At 72.5% G+C, this 18,318-nt stretch carries 17 protein-coding genes; 12 read left to right on the top strand and 5 right to left on the bottom strand.

What is annotated here, in order from left to right:
- The first annotated feature begins 81 nt into the window (after window positions 1-81).
- From VGD70_RS17700 to VGD70_RS17675, 6 genes are all read left to right on the top strand, one after another.
- A complete protein-coding gene (locus VGD70_RS17700) occupies window positions 82-423 on the top strand; it encodes a hypothetical protein (protein ID WP_331082599.1) in 342 nt (113 codons plus the stop codon).
- 133 nt (window positions 424-556) lie between these two features.
- Window positions 557-1,159, top strand: coding sequence for a sigma-70 family RNA polymerase sigma factor (locus VGD70_RS17695; protein ID WP_331082597.1), 603 nt, complete (start codon window positions 557-559; stop codon window positions 1,157-1,159).
- Window positions 1,156-1,617: a carboxypeptidase regulatory-like domain-containing protein gene (locus tag VGD70_RS17690; RefSeq protein WP_331082595.1), complete on the top strand. Its 462-nt coding sequence runs from the start codon at window positions 1,156-1,158 to the stop codon at window positions 1,615-1,617. The genes VGD70_RS17695 and VGD70_RS17690 overlap by 4 nt, the downstream gene beginning before the upstream one ends.
- A 331-nt stretch (window positions 1,618-1,948) precedes the next feature.
- Window positions 1,949-4,624, top strand: coding sequence for a CHAT domain-containing protein (locus VGD70_RS17685; protein ID WP_331082593.1), 2,676 nt, complete (start codon window positions 1,949-1,951; stop codon window positions 4,622-4,624).
- An 85-nt stretch (window positions 4,625-4,709) separates the two neighbouring features.
- Window positions 4,710-5,999 (top strand): hypothetical protein, encoded by a 1,290-nt coding sequence (locus tag VGD70_RS17680; RefSeq protein WP_331082592.1) that lies wholly within the window; start codon window positions 4,710-4,712, stop codon window positions 5,997-5,999.
- A 1-nt stretch (window position 6,000) separates the two neighbouring features.
- Entirely contained in the window at window positions 6,001-6,756 is a 756-nt protein-coding gene (locus tag VGD70_RS17675; RefSeq protein ID WP_331082590.1) for an Abi-alpha family protein, read from the top strand.
- Window positions 6,757-6,892: 136 nt separating this feature from the next.
- On the opposite strand, the gene groL is transcribed toward VGD70_RS17675, so the two are convergent.
- From groL to VGD70_RS17660, 3 genes are all read right to left on the bottom strand, one after another.
- Window positions 6,893-8,518, bottom strand: coding sequence for a chaperonin GroEL (gene groL, locus VGD70_RS17670; protein WP_331082588.1), 1,626 nt, complete (start codon window positions 8,516-8,518; stop codon window positions 6,893-6,895).
- 214 nt (window positions 8,519-8,732) lie between these two features.
- Window positions 8,733-10,076: a serine/threonine-protein kinase gene (locus VGD70_RS17665; protein ID WP_331082586.1), complete on the bottom strand. Its 1,344-nt coding sequence runs from the start codon at window positions 10,074-10,076 to the stop codon at window positions 8,733-8,735.
- A 161-nt stretch (window positions 10,077-10,237) separates the two neighbouring features.
- Window positions 10,238-10,879, bottom strand: a complete 642-nt coding sequence (locus VGD70_RS17660) for an AIM24 family protein (RefSeq protein ID WP_331082584.1) — start codon at window positions 10,877-10,879, stop codon at window positions 10,238-10,240.
- Between the two features lie 98 nt (window positions 10,880-10,977).
- Here VGD70_RS17660 and glp point away from each other — a divergent pair, with 98 nt between their 5' ends.
- From glp to VGD70_RS17635, 5 genes are all read left to right on the top strand, one after another.
- Entirely contained in the window at window positions 10,978-12,204 is a 1,227-nt protein-coding gene (gene glp / locus VGD70_RS17655; RefSeq protein ID WP_331082582.1) for a gephyrin-like molybdotransferase Glp, read from the top strand.
- 37 nt (window positions 12,205-12,241) lie between these two features.
- A complete protein-coding gene (locus VGD70_RS17650) occupies window positions 12,242-12,529 on the top strand; it encodes a GlsB/YeaQ/YmgE family stress response membrane protein (protein WP_331082580.1) in 288 nt (95 codons plus the stop codon).
- Window positions 12,530-12,738: 209 nt separating this feature from the next.
- Complete coding sequence (locus VGD70_RS17645) at window positions 12,739-13,494, top strand: phosphatidylserine decarboxylase (protein WP_414637986.1); 756 nt, start codon at window positions 12,739-12,741, stop codon at window positions 13,492-13,494.
- 57 nt (window positions 13,495-13,551) lie between these two features.
- Complete coding sequence (gene pssA, locus VGD70_RS17640) at window positions 13,552-14,499, top strand: CDP-diacylglycerol--serine O-phosphatidyltransferase (RefSeq protein ID WP_414637988.1); 948 nt, start codon at window positions 13,552-13,554, stop codon at window positions 14,497-14,499.
- 11 nt (window positions 14,500-14,510) lie between these two features.
- Complete coding sequence (locus VGD70_RS17635; RefSeq protein ID WP_331082575.1) at window positions 14,511-16,760, top strand: AAA family ATPase; 2,250 nt, start codon at window positions 14,511-14,513, stop codon at window positions 16,758-16,760.
- A 17-nt stretch (window positions 16,761-16,777) separates the two neighbouring features.
- Here the strand turns inward: VGD70_RS17635 and VGD70_RS17630 are convergent, their stop codons facing one another.
- Together VGD70_RS17630 and VGD70_RS17625 are read right to left on the bottom strand one after the other, a co-directional pair.
- The gene (locus tag VGD70_RS17630) at window positions 16,778-17,413 is read right to left on the bottom strand and encodes a LytR C-terminal domain-containing protein (RefSeq protein WP_331082573.1); all 636 of its coding nucleotides are present in this window, start codon (window positions 17,411-17,413) and stop codon (window positions 16,778-16,780) included.
- On the bottom strand, window positions 17,410-17,742 hold the full coding sequence (locus VGD70_RS17625; RefSeq protein ID WP_331082571.1) for a DUF3263 domain-containing protein: 333 nt from the start codon (window positions 17,740-17,742) through the stop codon (window positions 17,410-17,412). The genes VGD70_RS17630 and VGD70_RS17625 overlap by 4 nt, the downstream gene beginning before the upstream one ends.
- Window positions 17,743-17,886: 144 nt before the next feature.
- On the opposite strand from VGD70_RS17625, the gene VGD70_RS17620 reads away from it, so the two are divergent.
- The coding region (locus VGD70_RS17620; protein ID WP_331082569.1) for a peptide deformylase at window positions 17,887-18,318 on the top strand (432 nt) is incomplete at its 3' end.

Genomic DNA, 18,318 nt, shown 5'->3' with positions numbered 1-18,318 from the left:
GCCACGGCCAACACCCGCGGCCAGGACCGCGGACCACAGCACGGACAACAGCGCTGACAGGGCGGCTCTACAGTGGCGGCCGTGACCGAGGAGCCAGGACGCCGGACCGTCTCGCGCCTGGGCACGGCCCGGGCACTGGTGCTGCTCGCCGCCGTGCTGTCGTTCGGGGCGAGCGCACTGGTCTGTTTCGTCGTTCTCGCCTTCGGCTCCTCCGTTCTGGACAAACCGCACCTCACCGGCGCCGCCGTGCTGGCCACGGCGGTGTTCTGCCTGGTCGTGCTCATCTCCGCCGTCACCGCGACCGTGCTCGCCCTCCGCGCCCGCACGATCGGGACCGTCGTCGGCCGCGGCTGCGGGACACTGCTCGCGGGGACCGTGCTCGGTCTTGCGGCGTTGTTCCTGTTGATCTCGAGAAACGGGTGAACCGGCCGGTAACCACCCGAATGGCCGGTATCTGGCCAATAAGCTCACGCTCTTGAGTGGTGAGACGATCTATCGTTTAACAGTGGCGAGAACAGTGGCGAGGAACTCAACCACCAAAGCGGGGTGGGAAGCGGTGACAGAACTCCAGACCGCGAGCGTGGCGAAACCATGGGAAGGGCTCGACGGGCGGGACCGGCACGCGGCATGCATGATCGCCGCGCAGGCGGGTGACCGCTCGGCGTTCGACGTCCTGGTCGCCGAGCTCACGCCTCTCGTGTGGCACGTGGCGCGGAGCAACGGGCTCGACCGGACCAGTGCGGAGGACGTGGTGCAGACCGTGTGGCTCGCGCTGCTACGGCACATCAACCGGCTGTCCGAACCGCGGGCGCTGGCCGGCTGGCTCATCACCACCACGCGCCGGGAGGCCCAGCGGGTCAACCACCGCGGCTCCGGCCAGGTGGAGCTGTCCAGCGAGGTCGCCGAGCAGCTGCCGACCACGGACCCGTCACCCGAGCACGAGGTGCTGCGCGACGAGCGGGACCGCCAGCTCTGGGGTGCCTTCCACAAGCTCACGCAGCGCTGCCAGGAGCTGCTCCGGCTCACCGTCCTCGCCGGCCGCGCGGAGTACCGCGCCGTCGCCGAGGCCTTGCACATGCCGCACGGCAGTATCGGACCGACCAGAGGGCGCTGCCTCAACAGCCTCCGCGCCCTGTACCACGGGGACAGTGGATCATGAGAACGCAACCGGCTGACGACGAGCTGATGGACCAGGTGGCACGGCTGGTCGACGAGCTCGACCCACCCCCGCCCGGGCTGGTCGAACGCGCCCAGTTCGCCGTCGCCATCGACGACATCGACGACGTCGAGCTCGAGGTCGCGCTCTGGGCGGACAGCCACGCGCTGGCCGGCGTGCGCGGCGGGCTGCCCGGCACGATCACGTTCTTCGTCGGAGACCTGACCGTGATGGTCAACGTCACCCGCACCGGGGAGCGCCAGCGCATCGACGGCTGGCTGGTGCCGGCCGGCGCGCACGGGGTCGAGGTGCGGGTCGCCGAGCACGGTTCGTCCACCACCACGGCGGACGAGGGCGGCCGCTTCGTCCTCACCGAGGTGCCGCGCGGGACCACCCAGTTGCTGGTGCGGATGAACGCCGAACAGTCACGGACAGTCGTAACTCCCACTGTCGACTTGTAACCCAGATGGCCCCATTCCCCCATTCGGCAGATATTGTCATGTATCTCGCTGTGCATGAGTGCCTCTTGTCTCTTGGAAGGCGAAGCACAGCAAGCCTGCTGAAAGGGGAGTAAGCAATCATGACCAACCCACAGCCACCGAAGCCTCCGATCGACCCGCGTCCGCCGTGCACCATCTGTGGTTCCACGGACCACACCACGGGGCACCACAGCACCGGGGCCGCGCCGACCGGAACCGACGAGGTCTGATTTTTCCTTCGGGACCTGGGCACGCCTCGGTTGCGTTCATGTGCTGCGATGGAGGCGTGCCACGTTCCCGCTCTGCGGACCCTGTGACCGCGCGACCCCAGCCAACGCCGGACGAGACGCTCGGCGCGGGGATCAAGGCGGCCGGCGAGCTGCGTCAGCGGGCCGTGGACGTGGCCCGGGGCGGCCGGTCCGCCGACGCGATCAAGCTGCTTCACCAGGCACTGCGCGCACTCCCGGTCACGTCGGGCAACCTCGACGCGACCGCGGTGCGCATCAGGGTCCTGTCGACGCTCGCGTACGCGGAGGCCGAGACGGGCTCGGTCGATGACGGCCTGGTCCATCTCGGCACCGCGAGCGACCTCGTCCGCGGCCTGCACTCGGGCCCGCACCGGCTGGCACTGCAGGGACTCGTCGAGCACCAGCACGCGCTGATCCTGCTGCGCCAGGGCCGCACCGCCGACTCGCTCGAGCTGTTCGACCGCGCCATCCCGCTGCTGGAGCGTGCCGAGGGCACGCCCGCGGGAAACCCGCAGCTGCTCGTCAGCGCGATCATGAACCGCGGCCTCACCTACATCACGCTCGGCGATCCCGGGCGCGCCGAGGCCAACATGCGCCGCTGCATGGCGCTCGCCGTCGCGGCGGGCATGCCGCAGGAGAAGGCCAAGGCGCAGAGCAACCTCGGCGACGTCGCCCAGCTCGTCGGCGACATCCCCAGCGCGCTGCACCACTACGGCGAGGCCGACCGCGCCTTCCGCACGCTGGCGCCAGGTCTCGTGCCGCGCACCCAGATCGACCAGGCCCGCGCGCTGATGACCGCCGGGCTCGCCGACGAGGCCGCCCGCCACCTCGACGAGGCGCTGCCCGTGCTGCGGGAGTACCGGATCAGCCAGGACCTCGCCGAGGCCGAGGTGGCCCGGGCCGGCGCCGCGCTGCTGATGGGCGACCTCACCCTCGCCAAGCAGCTGGCCGGCTCCGCCTACCGCCGGTTCGTCAAGCGCGGCAGCGCGCCGTGGGCCGAGGTCGCCGCGCTCACCAAGATGCGTGCCGAGGCCACCGCCACGCTCGCCGGCCGGTCCACCGCGGCCACCCCGGCCAAGGCGGCCTCGCTCGCCGAGCGCCTCGCCGCGGTCAACCTCGTCGACGAGGCCGCGATGGCGACGATGCTCGCGGTGCGGCTGGCGCTGCGCCGAGGGCAGACCGACACCGCCGAGACCCTGCTCCAGCAGGTGCCGCCACCGCGCAAGATCGCGCCCATCGACCACAAGATGCTGCTGCGGCTGTGCCGGGCCGAGGTGGCGCTCGCCCGCGGGCAGACCCGCCGCGCGCTCGCGCAGGCCCGCGCGGGGCTCACCGAGCTGGGCGCCGCGCGCGACCGGATGGGTGGGCTCGACCTCGTGTGCGGCACCGCGGTCCACGGCCTGGAGCTGGCCCGGCTCGCGGTCAACCTCGTGCTGGAGGGCGCGCGCAGCGACGCCGACGCGCGCCGGCTGCTGGACTGGCAGGAGCGCACCCGCGCGCAGGTGTACCGCTACGAGCCGCTGCCCGTCATCGACGACCCCGAGCTCGCGAGCCGGGTGAGCGAGCTGCGATCGGTCACCCGGACCGTGCAGCAGGCCCGCCTGGAGCGGCGGCCGACCGGGTACCTCGAGCGGCGGATGACCGCGCTGCAGCGCGAGGTCAACCGGCTCGGCTGGCACACCAGCCACTGGGGCAAGCCCCGGCCGGTGTCCTCCTCGGGCGAGGTCATCGAGCGGCTCGGGGACCGGGCGATGATCAGTTTCGCGGGGCCCGGCGAGGACCTCGCGGCGATCGTCGTCAGCGGCGGGCGCACCCGGCTGTTCCGGCTCGGCAGCCAGGAGCAGGTGCTCGAGGTGGCCCGGCAGCTGCACGCCGACCTCGACGCGCTCGCGCCGGACGACCTGATCGCGCCGCTCGTCAACGCCGTGTCCCACTCGGCACTGCACCGGATCGCGACGCTGGACCAGCAGCTGTTCGGTCCCGGCCGCATCCCCGTCGAGCTGCTGGAGGGCCGCGAGCTCGTCGTCGTGCCGTTCGGCGGGCTGTACTCGGTGCCGTGGGAGTCGCTGCCGACCCTGCACGGGCGCGCGGTGTCGGTCGCGCCGTCGGCGACGGCGTGGGTGAGCGCGGCCGAGGCAGAGCCGACCGCGGGGCGGGTCGTGCTGGTGAGCGGGCCGGAGCTGCCGGAGTCGGTGCTCGAGCTCAACCACCTGCGTGAGGTGTACCCGGACGCGGTGGTGCTGCAGGGCGAGCAGGCCACGAGCGCGGCGGTGCTGGAGGCGATGGACGGCGCCAAGCTCGTGCACATCGCCGCGCACGGCACGCACGAGCCTGCCAACGCGATGTTCTCCCGGCTCGAGCTCGCCGACGGCGGCCTGCTGGCGCACGAGGTGGCCCGGCTGCACCGCTCGCCGGAGCACATCGTGCTGGCCGCGTGCGAGCTGGCGCTGTCCCACATCCGGCCGGGTGACGAGCCGCTCGGGTTCGCCGGGGCGATGCTGGCCAGCGGTTCGCGCACGGTGGTGGCCGCGGTCAACCGGGTCGGGCACCGCTCGGCCGCGCTCACGATGACCGACTACCACCGGCGGCTGGCCAGCACGGGCTCCGCGAAGGACCTGGCCGAGACGATGACCGACTACCACCGCAGGCTCGCGTCCGGCACCCGGCCGGCCCGCGCGCTCGCCGAGGCGACCGCCGCCGACCCGCTGCGCCGGCCGTTCATCCTGCTCGGCGCCGGTTGAGGGGGTTTGTGTAAAGATCGCCGGCAGCTGACCATGGTGGCCGGCGGGGCGTCGCGCGACGACGGGCGGGATCGGGATGGTTGTCATGGCGAGTGCGTGGAGTGACCCGCGCTTCCTGACGCACCTGATCTCCGTCCCGCTGTTCACCGGCGTCATCGGCTACATCACCAACTGGACCGGCGTGATCATGCTGTTCCAGCCGATGCGCTTCCACGGCATCAGGATCCCGGGCCTGCGGTTCCTGTACTCCTACCTGCCGCGCCGGGTCCAGGTGATCCCCGCGATCACCCACGACGGCCGGTTCGGCTGGCAGGGCATCATCCCGTCGCGGGTGTCCAAGATGGCCAGCATCTCCGTCGACAAGGCGCTGCTGAAGGTCGGCAGCATCGGCGACTTCTACCGCGAGTTCGAGCCGGACAAGATCGCCGACCACATCGCGGCCACCGCGCGCGGCGAGATCCGCGGCGTCGTCGAGCGGATCATGCTGCGCGAGCACCCGCAGCTGTGGCACGACCTCCCGCCCGTGGTCAAGGAGGCCGTGCACGCGCGGATCGAGCAGCGGCTGCCGGTGATCGTGCGTGGGCTCACCGACCAGCTCGGCGAGTACATCGACCAGCTCATCGACGCGAAGCTGCTGGTGATCCGGCACTTCGAGGAGCACCCGGAGCTGATGAACGACATGCTCCGCGAGGTCGGCCGCAAGGAGCTGCGGTTCATGCAGAACTTCGGCTTCTACTTCGGCTTCCCCATGGGCATCGGGCTGGTGTTCGTCCTCGACGTGCTGCCGTACTGGTGGGTGCTGCCGCTGGGCGGCGCGGTCATCGGCTGGGTGGTGAACTGGATCGGCATCAAGCTGATCTTCGAGCCGGTGTTCCCGCGCAAGATCGGTCCGGTGCTCTTCCACGGCCTGTTCCTGCGCCGCCAGCCCGAGGTGAGCGACGTGCTGGCCGGGATCATCGCGGACGACATCATCAACATGAAGAACATCGGCGACGAGCTGCTGCACGGCCCGCGCTCGGACCGGACCCGGCAGATGCTGGAGCGGTCGCTGCGCCCGGCGATCGACAGCGCGGTCGGCTTCGCCCGGTCGGCGGTGCGGGTCGGCATGGGAACCGAGCGCTACGACCGGATCCGCGACGCCGTGGCGAGCGAGGCGGTCGAGTTCGCCGCCGCGTTCGGCGACGCGGAGTTCGGCAGGCGGCAGTCGACCAAGATCAAGCGGTTCGTGGCGCGGCAGCTGCGCCAGCTGCGCTACGACGAGTTCAACGAGCTGCTGCGCTCGGCGATCAAGCAGGACGAGTGGCTGCTGTTCGTGCACGGCGGCGTGCTCGGCATCGGCGCCGGGCTGATCCATCTAGCGATCTTCGGAGTCTGACATGTCTGCTGACCCCAGCGGGTCCAACGGCGCCGCGGAGGCCTTGCGCGAGGGCGTGGGCCTGCTGCGGATCGCGGCCGGCGCGGGCTTCAGCACCGTGCGGTGGATGGTGCGGACGACCGTCCACACAGGAACGCGGGTGGTGCGGGGCATCGCGGCCGGCGAGTCGCCGGTGAAGATCGTGACCGAGCTGGGCGTCGACCTGCGGTCGGCCGCGGAGTCGGCGCTCGGGGCCGGCCCGCCGCCCGATCCCGCGCCGACCGGGCACCACTCGTCGGCCGCCGAGCTGCGGGCCCGGGGCGCCGAATTGCTGCGCCGGTCCGCGGACGTGCAGTTCGTGGAGGACATGCACCCGGCGTACGAGCGCATCCTGGGCGAGCTCACCCCGGACGAGGCCCGCATCCTGCGCCTGCTCGCGAAGGAAGGCCCGCAGCCGACGGTCGACGTGCGCACGAACCGGCCGCTGGGCATCGGCTCTGAGCTGATCGAGGCCGGCCTGTCGATGATCGGCCGGCAGGCGGGCGTGCGGAACCTCGGCCGTACCAACGCCTACCTGAACAACCTGTTCCGGCTGGGCCTGCTGTGGTTCTCCCGCGAGGAGGTCGAGCCGTCGCGGTACCAGGTGGTGGAGGTCCAACCCGAGGTCCAGTCCGCGATGGCGAAGGCCGGCCGCGCCCCGCGAACCGTGCGACGCAGCATCCACCTGACCCCCTTCGGCGAGGACTTCTGCCGGACCTGCCTCCCCCTGGACGACTGAGCAGATCACGCCGCGCCATGCGGCCCGACGAGACCTGGAACCGCCTGGGCCCGAACTTGAGCCGCACGGCGAAAGGGCCCGGACACACGGTCCGGGCCCTTCGCGGGGTGAAGCGGGTAAAGCGGTTACGGCTGGATCAGAAGTCCATGCCGCCGGTCGGGTCACCGCCGCCGGGGGCAGCCGGGGTCTTCTCCGGCTTGTCGGCGACGACGGCCTCGGTGGTGAGGAACAGTGCGGCGATCGACGCGGCGTTCTGCAGTGCCGAGCGGGTCACCTTGGTGGGGTCCGGCACGCCGGCGGCGAGCAGGTCCTCGTACTCGCCGGTGGCGGCGTTGAGGCCGTGGCCCTGGGGCAGGCTCTTGACCTTCTCCACCACGACACCGCCCTCGTGGCCGGCGTTGATGGCGATCTGCTTGAGCGGAGCCTCGACCGCGACCTTCACGATGTTGGCACCCGTGGCCTCGTCGCCCGTGAGCTTGAGACCGGCGAAGGCCTCCTCGGCAGCCTGGAGCAGAGCGACGCCACCACCGGCGACGATGCCCTCCTCGACGGCGGCCTTGGCGTTGCGCACCGCGTCCTCGATGCGGTGCTTGCGCTCCTTGAGCTCGACCTCGGTGGCGGCACCGGCCTTGATGACCGCGACGCCGCCGGCCAGCTTGGCCAGCCGCTCCTGCAGCTTCTCGCGGTCGTAGTCGGAGTCGCTCTTGTCGATCTCGGCGCGGATCTGGTTGACCCGGCCCTGGATCTGCTCCGGGTCACCGGAACCCTCGACGATGGTGGTCTCGTCCTTCGTGACGACCACCTTGCGGGCGCGGCCCAGCAGCGAGATGTCCGCGTTCTCCAGCTTGAGACCCACGTCCTCGCTGATGACCTGGCCACCGGTGAGGATGGCGATGTCCTGGAGGATCGCCTTGCGACGGTCGCCGAAGCCCGGGGCCTTGACGGCGACGGACTTGAACGTGCCGCGGATCTTGTTGACGACCAGGGTGGCCAGGGCCTCGCCCTCGACGTCCTCGGCGATGATCAGCAGCGGCTTGGAAGCCTGCATGACCTTCTCGAGAACCGGGAGCAGGTCCTTGACCGCGGAGATCTTCGAGCCGTACAGAAGGATGTACGGGTCCTCGAGGACGGCCTCCTGGCGCTCCGGGTCGGTCACGAAGTAACCGGCCAGGTAGCCCTTGTCGAAGCGCATGCCCTCGGTGAGCTCCAGCTCCATGCCGAGCGCGTTGCTCTCCTCGACGGTGACGACACCTTCCTTGCCGACCTTGTCCAGCGCCTCGGCGATGAGCTCGCCGATCGTGGTGTCAGCGGCGGAGATGGACGCCGTCGCGGCGATCTGCTCCTTGGTCTCGACCTCACGGGACATCTTGTGCAGCTGCTCCGTGATTGCCTCGACGGCCTGCTCGATGCCGCGCTTGAGCGACAGCGGGTCGGCGCCGGCGGCGACGTTGCGCAGGCCCTCGCGCACGAGCGCCTGGGCGAGCACGGTCGCGGTGGTGGTGCCGTCACCAGCGACGTCGTCGGTCTTCTTGGCAACTTCCTTGACGAGCTCGGCCCCGATCTTCTCCCACGGGTCCTCGAGCTCGATCTCCTTGGCGATGGAGACACCATCGTTGGTGATGGTGGGCGCGCCCCACTTCTTCTCGAGCACGACGTTGCGGCCACGAGGGCCGAGCGTCACCTTGACGGCGTCAGCGAGGGTATTAAGCCCGCGCTCGAGACCGCGGCGCGCGTCCTCGTCGAACGCGATCAACTTGGCCATTGCGGTGTTAGTCCTCCGTTGTTGATCCCGGGCGGGCCCGGGATCGTTTGGACGTCACATAGCTCGGCCAGGCTCGGTGCCCGCGACGGACGGCCCGCCTCCGCAACACGGAAGCTTGCCTCACCGTCCCGACCTCAGGTGTGCTGGCACTCGGATGTACCGACTGCCAGAACCGTGTTTAGCACTCTACCCCGGAGAGTGCAAGAAACGCAGGTCAGCGTCCGCCGCTCGGGGGCGGGTTCGCGGAGCCGCTGCCGGTGGGTCCGCTGCCCCGGGAACCGCCGCCGTCGCCGACCTTGATGGACGGCACGGACCGCTTGGTGGTGGTCTGCTCGGTGCCGCCGCCACCGCCGCCGGGGCTGTTGTCGCCGTTGCCGCCGCCGGAGAAGAACAGGATCGCGCCGACGATCAGCCCGATCGCGACGAGCCCCACGAGCACCGGCGCGATCCACCGCGAACCGCCATTGGACTCCGAGGACGTGAACGCGGTGCTGGGCCCGGCCGGCACCGGTGGGCGCAGCCGCACCGGGTCGGCCGAGGACGAGTGCGTGCCCACGGGGACCGGGCGCGGGTAGCCGCCCGGCGGCGTCGACGGCGGCCGCGGCTGGTAGCCGCCGGGCCCGTGCGGCAGCCCGCCAGGGCCGGTGGGGAGCGGCGCCGTGTTGTGCCGCGGCACCGGGCCGACCGGCACCGCGGGACCGCGGTGCACCGGCCGCGGCGGCGGCACCGGGGCGGTGAGGGCCTGCCTGGCGGCGGCGATGAGCTCGCGGCAGCTCGCGTAGCGGGTCTTCGAGTTCTTCGCCATGCCGCGCCGGATCACGTCGTCGATGGCCGGCGGCAGCTGGACGAAGTCGGTGAGCGCGGGCACCTCGCGGTTGAGGTGGCCCTGGATGACCTCGGGCACCGGGCCCTGGAACGGCGGCCGCCCGGCGAGGCAGGCGAACAGCACGCAGGCCAGCGAGTACGCGTCGGTGCGCGCGTCGACCGGCTCGCCGCGCAGGTGCTCGGGCGCGGCGTAGGTGGGCGAGCCGAGGAAGTCGCCGCCGCGGGTGCGGTGGCCGGTGGCGCCGCGCCGGGTGAGGCCGAAGTCGGCGACGTAGACGTGCTCGGCGGTGGACTCGCGGCTGGTGACCAGCACGTTGGCCGGCTTGACGTCGAGGTGCACGAGGCCCCGCTCGTGCAGGTTGTCCAAGGCTTCGGCGACCTGGTTGAGCAGCGCCACCGCACGCTCGGGCTTGAGCGGCTCGTCCTTGATGAGCGAGGCGAGATCCGAGCCGTCGACCAGCCGCATGGCGATGTAGAGCAGCCCGTCGACCTCACCGAAGTCGTAGAGCGGCACGACGTTGGCGTGGTCGATGGCGGAGGTGTTGCGGGCCTCGTCGACGAACCGCTCGCGGAACTCGGGGTCCTCGGTGAGGTGCTCGGCGATGACCTTGAGCGCGACCTTGCGGCCGAGCCGGATGTCGGTGGCGCGGTACATCACGCTCATGCCGCCCTTGCCGAGCACCCCGTCGATCCGGTAATGCCCCAGGCGACGCCCGGTGAGGTCCTCCGCCACTAACCCATCCATTCGTCGTCAGGGCCGTCCGCGACGACCCGAGCGCCCCGCAGCTCGGCCGGTGGTGCGGCTGGCCCATCGCCACGCGAAGCCTAACGTTCGACCTGTCGACCCCGCGTGCGGTTCGCCCGCATCCGGGACCTGGCCGTTACCGAGCGGGGTCAGCGACCGCCGCCCGCCTCCAACCAGGCTGCCATGGCGCGGGCGTTGCGCGTCTGGACGAGTACCTGTCCGGGCCCGGCGAAGTCCAGCAGCAGCCCCTCGCCGGTGCGCACCGACTGCGGCACCGACGGGCTCACCGCACGCAGCCGGCTCTGCGTCACCTCGCTGTAGGCCAGCAGGTAGCTGGGCTCGACGGTGATCACCTCGCCGGCCTCGAGGGCGACCACGTCGAGCGAGCCGCAGCAGGCCAGCACCATCGCGCCGTCACCGGACACGTGCTCGAGGAACCCGATGTCCGCGCCGAAGAGGCCGCGGAAGTTCGGCCACTGCGGGTCGGCGCGCACCGTGGCCGCCGCGGCGAGCCAGCTGCCGCGCGCGACGCACCAGCCGGCCATCCCGTCCAGCTCGAGGGTGTGCACGTCGCCGGGCAGGGCCGGGGCCAGGTCGACCCAGCCGCCCTCGGCCGGCGCGGTGAACGTGGCCCGCCGCACCTTGCCCCGCGCGCCGCCCCGACCGGGCACGACGACGATCCCGTAGCTGGTGGCGAGCATCGCGGCGTAGTCGGCCTGCACGACCTCACCGGGCGCCAGCAGCAGCCGGGCGACGCCGAACGCCGGGGTGTGCCGAGTGCGGACCTGCACAACCAGCCCTCCGTGAGGCTCCGTGAGTCGATGATCGGCGGACAGTCTGGCATGGGACCGGTGCCGTGCGCGGTGCGTGAGAGGGCAGGATGCGAACCGTGTCACAACCCGCCAGCAGCACAGCCGTCCCGTCCCCGCTGTCGGTGGACGACTACCGCGCGCGGATCGCCGAGCTGGTGCCCGCCGCCCCGGTCGTCCTCCGGCCGCTCGCCGAATGCCTCGGCCTGGTGCTCGGCGAGGACCTGGTGTCCTCGGTCGCGATGCCGCCGTTCGACAACTCGGCGATGGACGGCTACGCGGTGCGTGCCGCCGACGTCGCCGGCGCCGGGCGGCACGCCGCGGTCGCACTGCCGGTCCCGGTCGACATCCCCGCCGGGCGCACCGACATCGTGGCGCTGCTGCCCGGCACCGCACACCGGATCATGACCGGCGCCCCCGTCCCGCCGGGCGCGGACGCGATCGTGAAGGTGGAGGACACCGACGGCGGCGAGCAGCGGGTCGCGGTCCGCGCGCCGGTCGCGCCCGGCACGCACATCCGCCGGGCCGGCGAGGACGTCGCCGAGGGCGCTACCGTGCTGCGGGCCGGCACCGTGCTGAGCTCCGCCCAGCTCGGGCTCGCCGCCGCGATCGGCCGCGCCGGGCTGCCGGTGCACCGGCCGGCGCGGGTCCTGGTCCTGTCCACCGGCTCCGAGCTGGTCGAGCCGGGGAACCCGTTGCTGCACGGCCAGATCTACGAGTCGAACAGCGTGCTGCTCGCCGCCGCCGTGCGCGAGATCGGCGCCGCGCCGACCGTGCTGCGGTTCGTGCCCGACGACGTGGCCGCGTTCCACGCCGCGATCGCCGAGCACGCCGCCGACGCCGACCTGCTCATCACCTCGGGCGGGGTGAGCGCGGGCGCGTACGAGGTGGTCAAGGACGCGCTGTCCGGGCAGGGCGTGGAGTTCCTGCGGGTGGCCATGCAGCCGGGCGGGCCGCAGGGCAGCGGCCGGTTCGGGTCGCTGCCGGTGGTGACGCTGCCCGGCAACCCGGTGTCGACGGCGTTGTCGTTCGAGCTGTTCCTGCGCCCGGCCCTGCTGGCCGCGATGGGTCACCAGGCGGTGGACCGGCCGACGGCCCGCGCCACGACGACCGAGGAGCTGCGCTCACCGATCGGCAAGCGGCAGTACCGGCGCGGCCAGCGCGACGGGAGCAACGTCACCCCAGTCGGCGGGCCCGGCTCTCACCTGCTGGCGTCCTTCGCCGCGTCCGACTGCCTCATCGTGGTGCCCGAGGACGAGACGATGATCCCCGCGGGCGCCGAGGTCGACGTGGTTTTGCTGCGCTGACCCGCACACCGGGCCGGCCGGCCAATAAGGTGGCGGCGTGGGATTCATCGCGTGGGTCGTGTTCGGGGCCATCGTCGGCTGGGTGGCCAACATCGTGGTCGGCGGGCGCGCCCGGCAACGCCAGGGATGCCTGGTCAGCGTGCTCGTCGGGGTGGTCGGCGCGGCCCTCGGCGGGCTGCTCTACAAGTGGGTCACCGGCCGCGAGAAGACCTTCGAGTTCGACTTCCCCAGCCTGGGGGTGGCCGCCCTCGGCGCCATCGTGTTGCTGGTGGTCCTCCGCCTCGTGCAGGCCGCCGGCAGGGGCCGGACCGGCCACCGTCAGTGACCGACTACCTACAGCAGGCCATTGCTCACCGCACGTGTGCGGGCGTACACTGCCGGTGCGCTGAACCGTAGGTCAACCGGCCGGCGGTGCATGTCGTCGGGGGATGCACGGCCGGCCGGCGCGACGGGCGGGTGAAGCCTCCCCCACCGGTCACCGTCAGCAATGGGCGTAGCGTGGTTGCGTATCTGATAACCGCACCCGTGCGAGGAATGTCCGGCCAGATGACCGAACCTCACGAGCCCCCTGATTCCGGCAGGCTCGCCCACATCATCGCGTTGACCAGGAGCGTCGTGCCGCCCCTGCACCCGGCCGGCAGGCCGTTCGTGCTCGGCGCCGCGGCCGCGACGCTGGTGCTGCGCCGCCTGTCGCGCCGCCTCGGCCTGGTCGGCACCGTGCTCACCGGCGCGGTCGCCTGGTTCTTCCGCGAGCCCAAGCGGGTCACGCCGGCGCGCGCCGGCATCGCGGTCGCCGCCGCGGACGGCACGGTGTCCCAGGTCGTGCTCGCCAGCCCGCCGCCGGAACTGGGCCTCGGGTCCGGCGAATGGCTGCGGATCAGCGTGTTCCTCTCGGTGTTCGACGTCCACGTGCAGCGCGCGCCGGTCACCGGCGAGGTCACCCGCGTGGAGTACAAGCCGGGCAAGTTCCTCTCCGCCGACCTGGACAAGGCCAGCGAGGACAACGAGCGCAACTCGCTGCTGCTCACCACCCCCGAGGGCCACGAGGTCGCGGTCGTGCAGATCGCCGGGCTCATCGCGCGGCGGATCGTCTGCCAGGTCAGGGCCGGGGACAAGGTGCGCGCCGGCGAGACCTACGGGCTCATCCGGTTCGGCTCCCGAGTCGACCTCTACGTGCCCACCGACTCGCGCGTGCTGATCGAGCCGGGGCAGCGCACGATCGGCGGCGAGACCATCCTGGCCGAGCTGCCCGACAGTCCACTTGGGACTGGGACGCGGACGGAGGGCTGAGTGGTCACCCGCTCGCCCGGCGTTCGGCTCCTGCCCAACGCGCTCACGGTGCTCGCGATGTGCGCCGGGCTGTCCGCGGTCCAGTTCGCGCTCAGCCACAACTTCGCCGCGGCCATCGCGGCCATCGCGGTCGCCGCGGTGCTGGACAGCCTCGACGGCCGCATCGCCCGCCTGCTCGACGCCACCAGCAAGATGGGCGCGGAGCTCGACTCCCTCGCCGACGCCATCTCCTTCGGCGTCGCGCCCGCGCTGGTGCTCTACGTCTGGCGGTTCGAGGGCAACCGGCTGGGCTGGGTCATCGCGCTGGTGTTCGCGGTGTGCATCATCCTGCGCCTCGCCCGGTTCAACACGCTGCTCGACGACACCGAGCAGCCGCCCTACGCCAAGGAGTTCTTCGTCGGCGTGCCGGCCCCGGCCGGCGGGCTGCTGCTCCTGCTGCCGCTGATCCTGCGGGTGCAGATCGAGCGGGACGGCTGGTGGTCCAACGGCCCGCTGGTCGCCGCGTGGACGCTGGCCATCGCGGCGCTGCTGATCAGCCGCATCCCCACGCTGTCGCTCAAGACGATCCGGGTGCCGGCGCGCGCGGTCGCGCCGCTGCTGGTGCTGGTCGGCCTGCTGGCCGCCGCGGTCATCACCTATCCCATGGTCGCGCTCGCCAGCGCGTTGCTCGGCTACCTGCTGCACATCCCGTACGCGGTGCGGCGCAGCCACTGGCTCGCCAACCACCCGGAGGCGTGGGACGTGCCGCCACGCGAGCGCCGCGCCATCCGCCGGGCCCACGGTGCCGGCCGGCGCCTCGGGCTGCGGCCGCCGATCCGCAAGGTCGCCGGCGCCGCCCGGCGCGCGGTCTCGGCCGCCCGCCGCAACGGCGGCAACGGCCACACCTCCGGCACGGTCGTGCTGCCCACCGACTCCAGCCGGGTGCGCCGGGCGGTGCGCGGGCGCGGCTGGCGGCGTACGGGCTTGCGCCGCAACCAGGCCCGGCCCACCCGCGGGGACCAGTAGTCTCCGGACTCATGCCACAGATCACGCTCACCGCCAGGCTGCAGCCCTCGGCGCTCGACACCCGCCGCGGCGTGGTGCGCCTGCATCCCGAGGTGTTCGACGCGCTCGGGCTGGAGCAGTGGGACGGGGTGCAGCTGACCGGGGCCAGGGTGAGCGCGGCGCTTGCCGCCGAGGCCGACCGGGCCAGCGCGCCGGGCGTGGTGCTGCTCGACGACGTGACGATGTCCAACGTCGGCGTCACCGAGGGCGCGGAGGTCGTGGTGGCGCCGGCGGCCGTGTCGCCCGGCCGGTCGGTGACCGTGGCCGGCTCGCGGCTCGCGTCGGTGTCGCTGCCGCCGGAGACCGTGCGGCTCGCGCTGATCGGCAAGATCCTCACCGTCGGCGACGCGGTCTCGCTGCTGCCGCAGGACCTCGCGCCGCCGCCCGGGTCGGACCTGGGGGCCGTGCGGGGCAAGCTCTCCCGCGCGATCGGCATGACGTGGACCAACGAGCTGCTCACCGTCACCGCCACCGAGCCGGCCGGCCCGGTCGCCGTCCATCCGTCCACTGTGGTCGGTTGGCGGGACGGCGCGCGCACGGGCGAGGCGGCCCCGCAAGCCCAGCTCGCCGGCCCGGGCGGCGCGACGCTGCGCGTGGTCACCGACGACGAGCCGGTCGACGGCGACCTCGTCGAGCCGGTCGCCCAGCCCGTCGCGCCCCCGCCGCCGATCACCGACCTCGTCGGCGCCCGCGAGGCGGCCGACCGGCTCACCGAGTGGTTCGAGCTGGCGTTCCAACGCCCGGAGCTGCTGGCCAGGCTGGGTGCCGCGGCCCAGCTCGGCGCGTTGATCACCGGGCCGGAGGGTGTCGGCAAGACCACCCTGGTGCGGTCGGTGGCGCAGGCGACCGGCGCGGAGGTCGTCGAGCTGGCAGGGCCCACGATCGCCGCGCTGGAGCCCAACGCGGGTGCCCGCCGGCTGGCCGGGGCCATCGCGCGCACCCGGCCGGAACTCCCGTCGGTGCTGCTCATCACCGACCTCGACGCGCTGCTGCCGGCCAGCAACCCGGCGCCGGTGGCCACGGTCGTGATCGACACGCTGCGGGCCGCCATCCGCACGCCGAAGCTCGCCATCGTCGCCACCACCGCGCACCCGGAGGCGCTCGACCCGCGGGTGCGTGGCGTGGACCTGCTGGACCGGTCGCTGTCGTTGCCGCTGCCGGACGCCAAGGTGCGCACGGAACTGCTGCGCGTGCTGTTCCGCGACGTGCCCATCGAGTCCGAAGTGGACTTCGGGGCCATCGCCGACCGGACGCCGGGCTTCGTGGCCGCCGACCTGGTGGCGCTGCGCCGCGAGGCCGCCGTCCGCGCCGCCCTGCGGCACAAGGCCGCCGAGGAGCCCACGGTCACCTTCGACGACCTCGTCGGCGCGCTGACCACCGTCCGGCCGACCTCGATGTCCACTTCGGACACCCTGCAGACCGGCGGGCTCACGCTGGACCAGGTCGGCGACATGGTCGAGGTCAAGCAGGCGCTCACCGAGGCGGTGCTGTGGCCGTTGCAGTACCCGGACTCGTTCGCGCGCCTCGGGGTCGAGCCGCCGCGCGGGATGCTGCTGTTCGGCCCGCCCGGCTGCGGCAAGACGTACCTGGTCCGGGCGCTCGCCGGCACGGGCAAGCTGAACGTGTTCTCGGTCAAGGGCGCCGAGCTGATGGACAAGTGGGTCGGCGAGTCCGAGCGGGCGGTGCGCGAGCTGTTCCGCCGGGCCGCCGAGGCCGCGCCGGCGATGGTGTTCCTGGACGAGGTCGACGCGCTGGCGCCACGGCGCGGGCAGTCGTCGGACTCCGGCGTCGCCGACCGCGTGGTGGCCTCCCTGCTCACCGAGCTCGACGGTGTCGAGCCGATGCGCGACGTGGTCATCCTGGGCGCGACGAACCGCCCGGAGCTGATCGACCCGGCGCTGCTGCGCCCCGGCCGGTTGGAGCGCCTGGTCTACGTACCCCCGCCCGACGCCGAGGCCCGGGCCGAGATCCTCCGCTCGGCCGCCCGCAACACGCCCCTGGCCGACGACGTCGACATCGCGTCGCTGGCCGCGGAGCTGGACGGCTACTCGGCCGCGGACTGCGCGGCCCTGATCCGCGAGGCGGCGCTGACCGCGATGCGCGAGTCCCTGGACGCGACGGTGGTCACGGCCACCCACCTGGAGACGGCCCGCGAGTCGGTGCGCGGCTCCCTCGACCCGGCGCAGCTGGTCGCCCTGGAGACCTACGCGAAGTCCCGCTGACGGGCCGGTGAAGGCGGTCAGCCCTCGTTCTTGCCGCCGCCGTTCTTGCCGCCGCTGCCGTAGTCGTTGGTCACGATCACGACCACGCCGGGCGGGAAGTCCTCGATGCCCGGGAAGCGCGGCTCCACCCGCATGCCGAACTCCGCACCCAGCGCGCGGGCCGCGGCCTCCTCGGCGGTGCCGGGGCGGAAGTACACCGTCGTGGTCGGGATGATGCCGCCGGAGTAGTTGCCGGTGTCGACGACCTTCCAGCCGACCGCCGTGAAGTCGTCGGCGGCGCGGGCGGCCAGGCCCTTGATCGTGCTGTTGTTGTAGACGTGGACCGGCTCGGTCTTGCCGGGCTCGCCGTTGCCGTCACCGCCGGGGGGCGGGGTCGTCGCGGTGCCACCGGGCGGCGTCGTGGTGGTGCCGGGCGGGCGGCTGGACGACGGTGCCTTCGAGGTCGTCGGACGGCTGGACGACGGCGCAGGCGAGCCCGACGACCCGGGTGGCTTGGCCGTGCTCGACGCGGGCGGCTGGGCGTTGTTGCCGCCGTCACCGCCGCCGAAGACCGAGATCAGGCCGATGACCAGCGCGACCGCGGCGAGGCCCAGCAACGCGAGGCCCGCGACCCGCAGCGGGCGCGTGGCGCTGGGCGAGTCGGGTGAGGTCATCGACCGAGCCGCGGCGCCGAGCGGGCCCGCTGCCGGCCACTGCGCAGCCGACGCAGCCGCTTGACCAGCATCGGGTCCGCCTGCAGCGCCTCACGCTTGTCGATCAGCCGGTTGACGAGCTGGTAGTACCGGGTCGGCGAGACGCCGAACAGCTCGTGGATCGCCTGCTCCTTGGCGCCCGCGTACTTCCACCACTGGCGCTCGAACGCGAGGATCTCGCGCTCCCGCTGAGTGAGGCCGTCGGCCGGCTCCTCGACCGGCTCACCGGTCGGCGGCAGCGCGCGCACAGGCCGCTCGGAGGGCTGTGCCGGCAACTCTGCGGCGTCCATCTGGCTCCTCGCCACGAGGTTCTCTGCTGCCCGGCGAATCACACGACTGTGATTCGCCGGGTGCCATTACATCACGCTACCGAGTGTGCCGGCCGGCCGTGTGGACGAAAACGCCGCACGAGTCGTTTGGCTATGGTCAGCCGCATGGCCATTCGCCCGATCAGGATCGTCGGTGACCCTGTGCTGCACAACCCGGTGCGCCGGGTCGAGAAGTTCGACGACGATCTTCGCTCGTTGGTGGAGGACCTGTTCGAGACGATGGCGGCCGCTCCCGGCGTCGGGCTCGCCGCCAACCAGGTCGGCGTCGACCTGCGGGTGTTCGTCTACGACTGCCCCGACGAGGTGGCCGGCGTGCAGTTGCGCGGGGTCGTGGTCAACCCGATGCTCGAGACCACGGAGCTCCCGGAGACCATGCCGGACCCCGACGAGGACTGGGAAGGCTGCCTCTCGGTACCCGGCATGCGCGGCGTCGTGCCGCGTTTCAGGCGCATACGCTACACCGGGGTCGATCCGCAGGGGCAGGCCATCGACCGCGTGGCCGAAGGCTTCCATGCCCGGGTCGTGCAGCACGAATGC

Origin of the sequence: Actinophytocola sp., from assembly GCF_036402745.1 — a bacterium.
In the GTDB taxonomy this organism is placed as follows: domain Bacteria; phylum Actinomycetota; class Actinomycetes; order Mycobacteriales; family Pseudonocardiaceae; genus Actinophytocola.
Note: the sequence above shows the minus strand (reverse complement) of the source record. Positions and strands in the feature narration are given on the sequence as shown.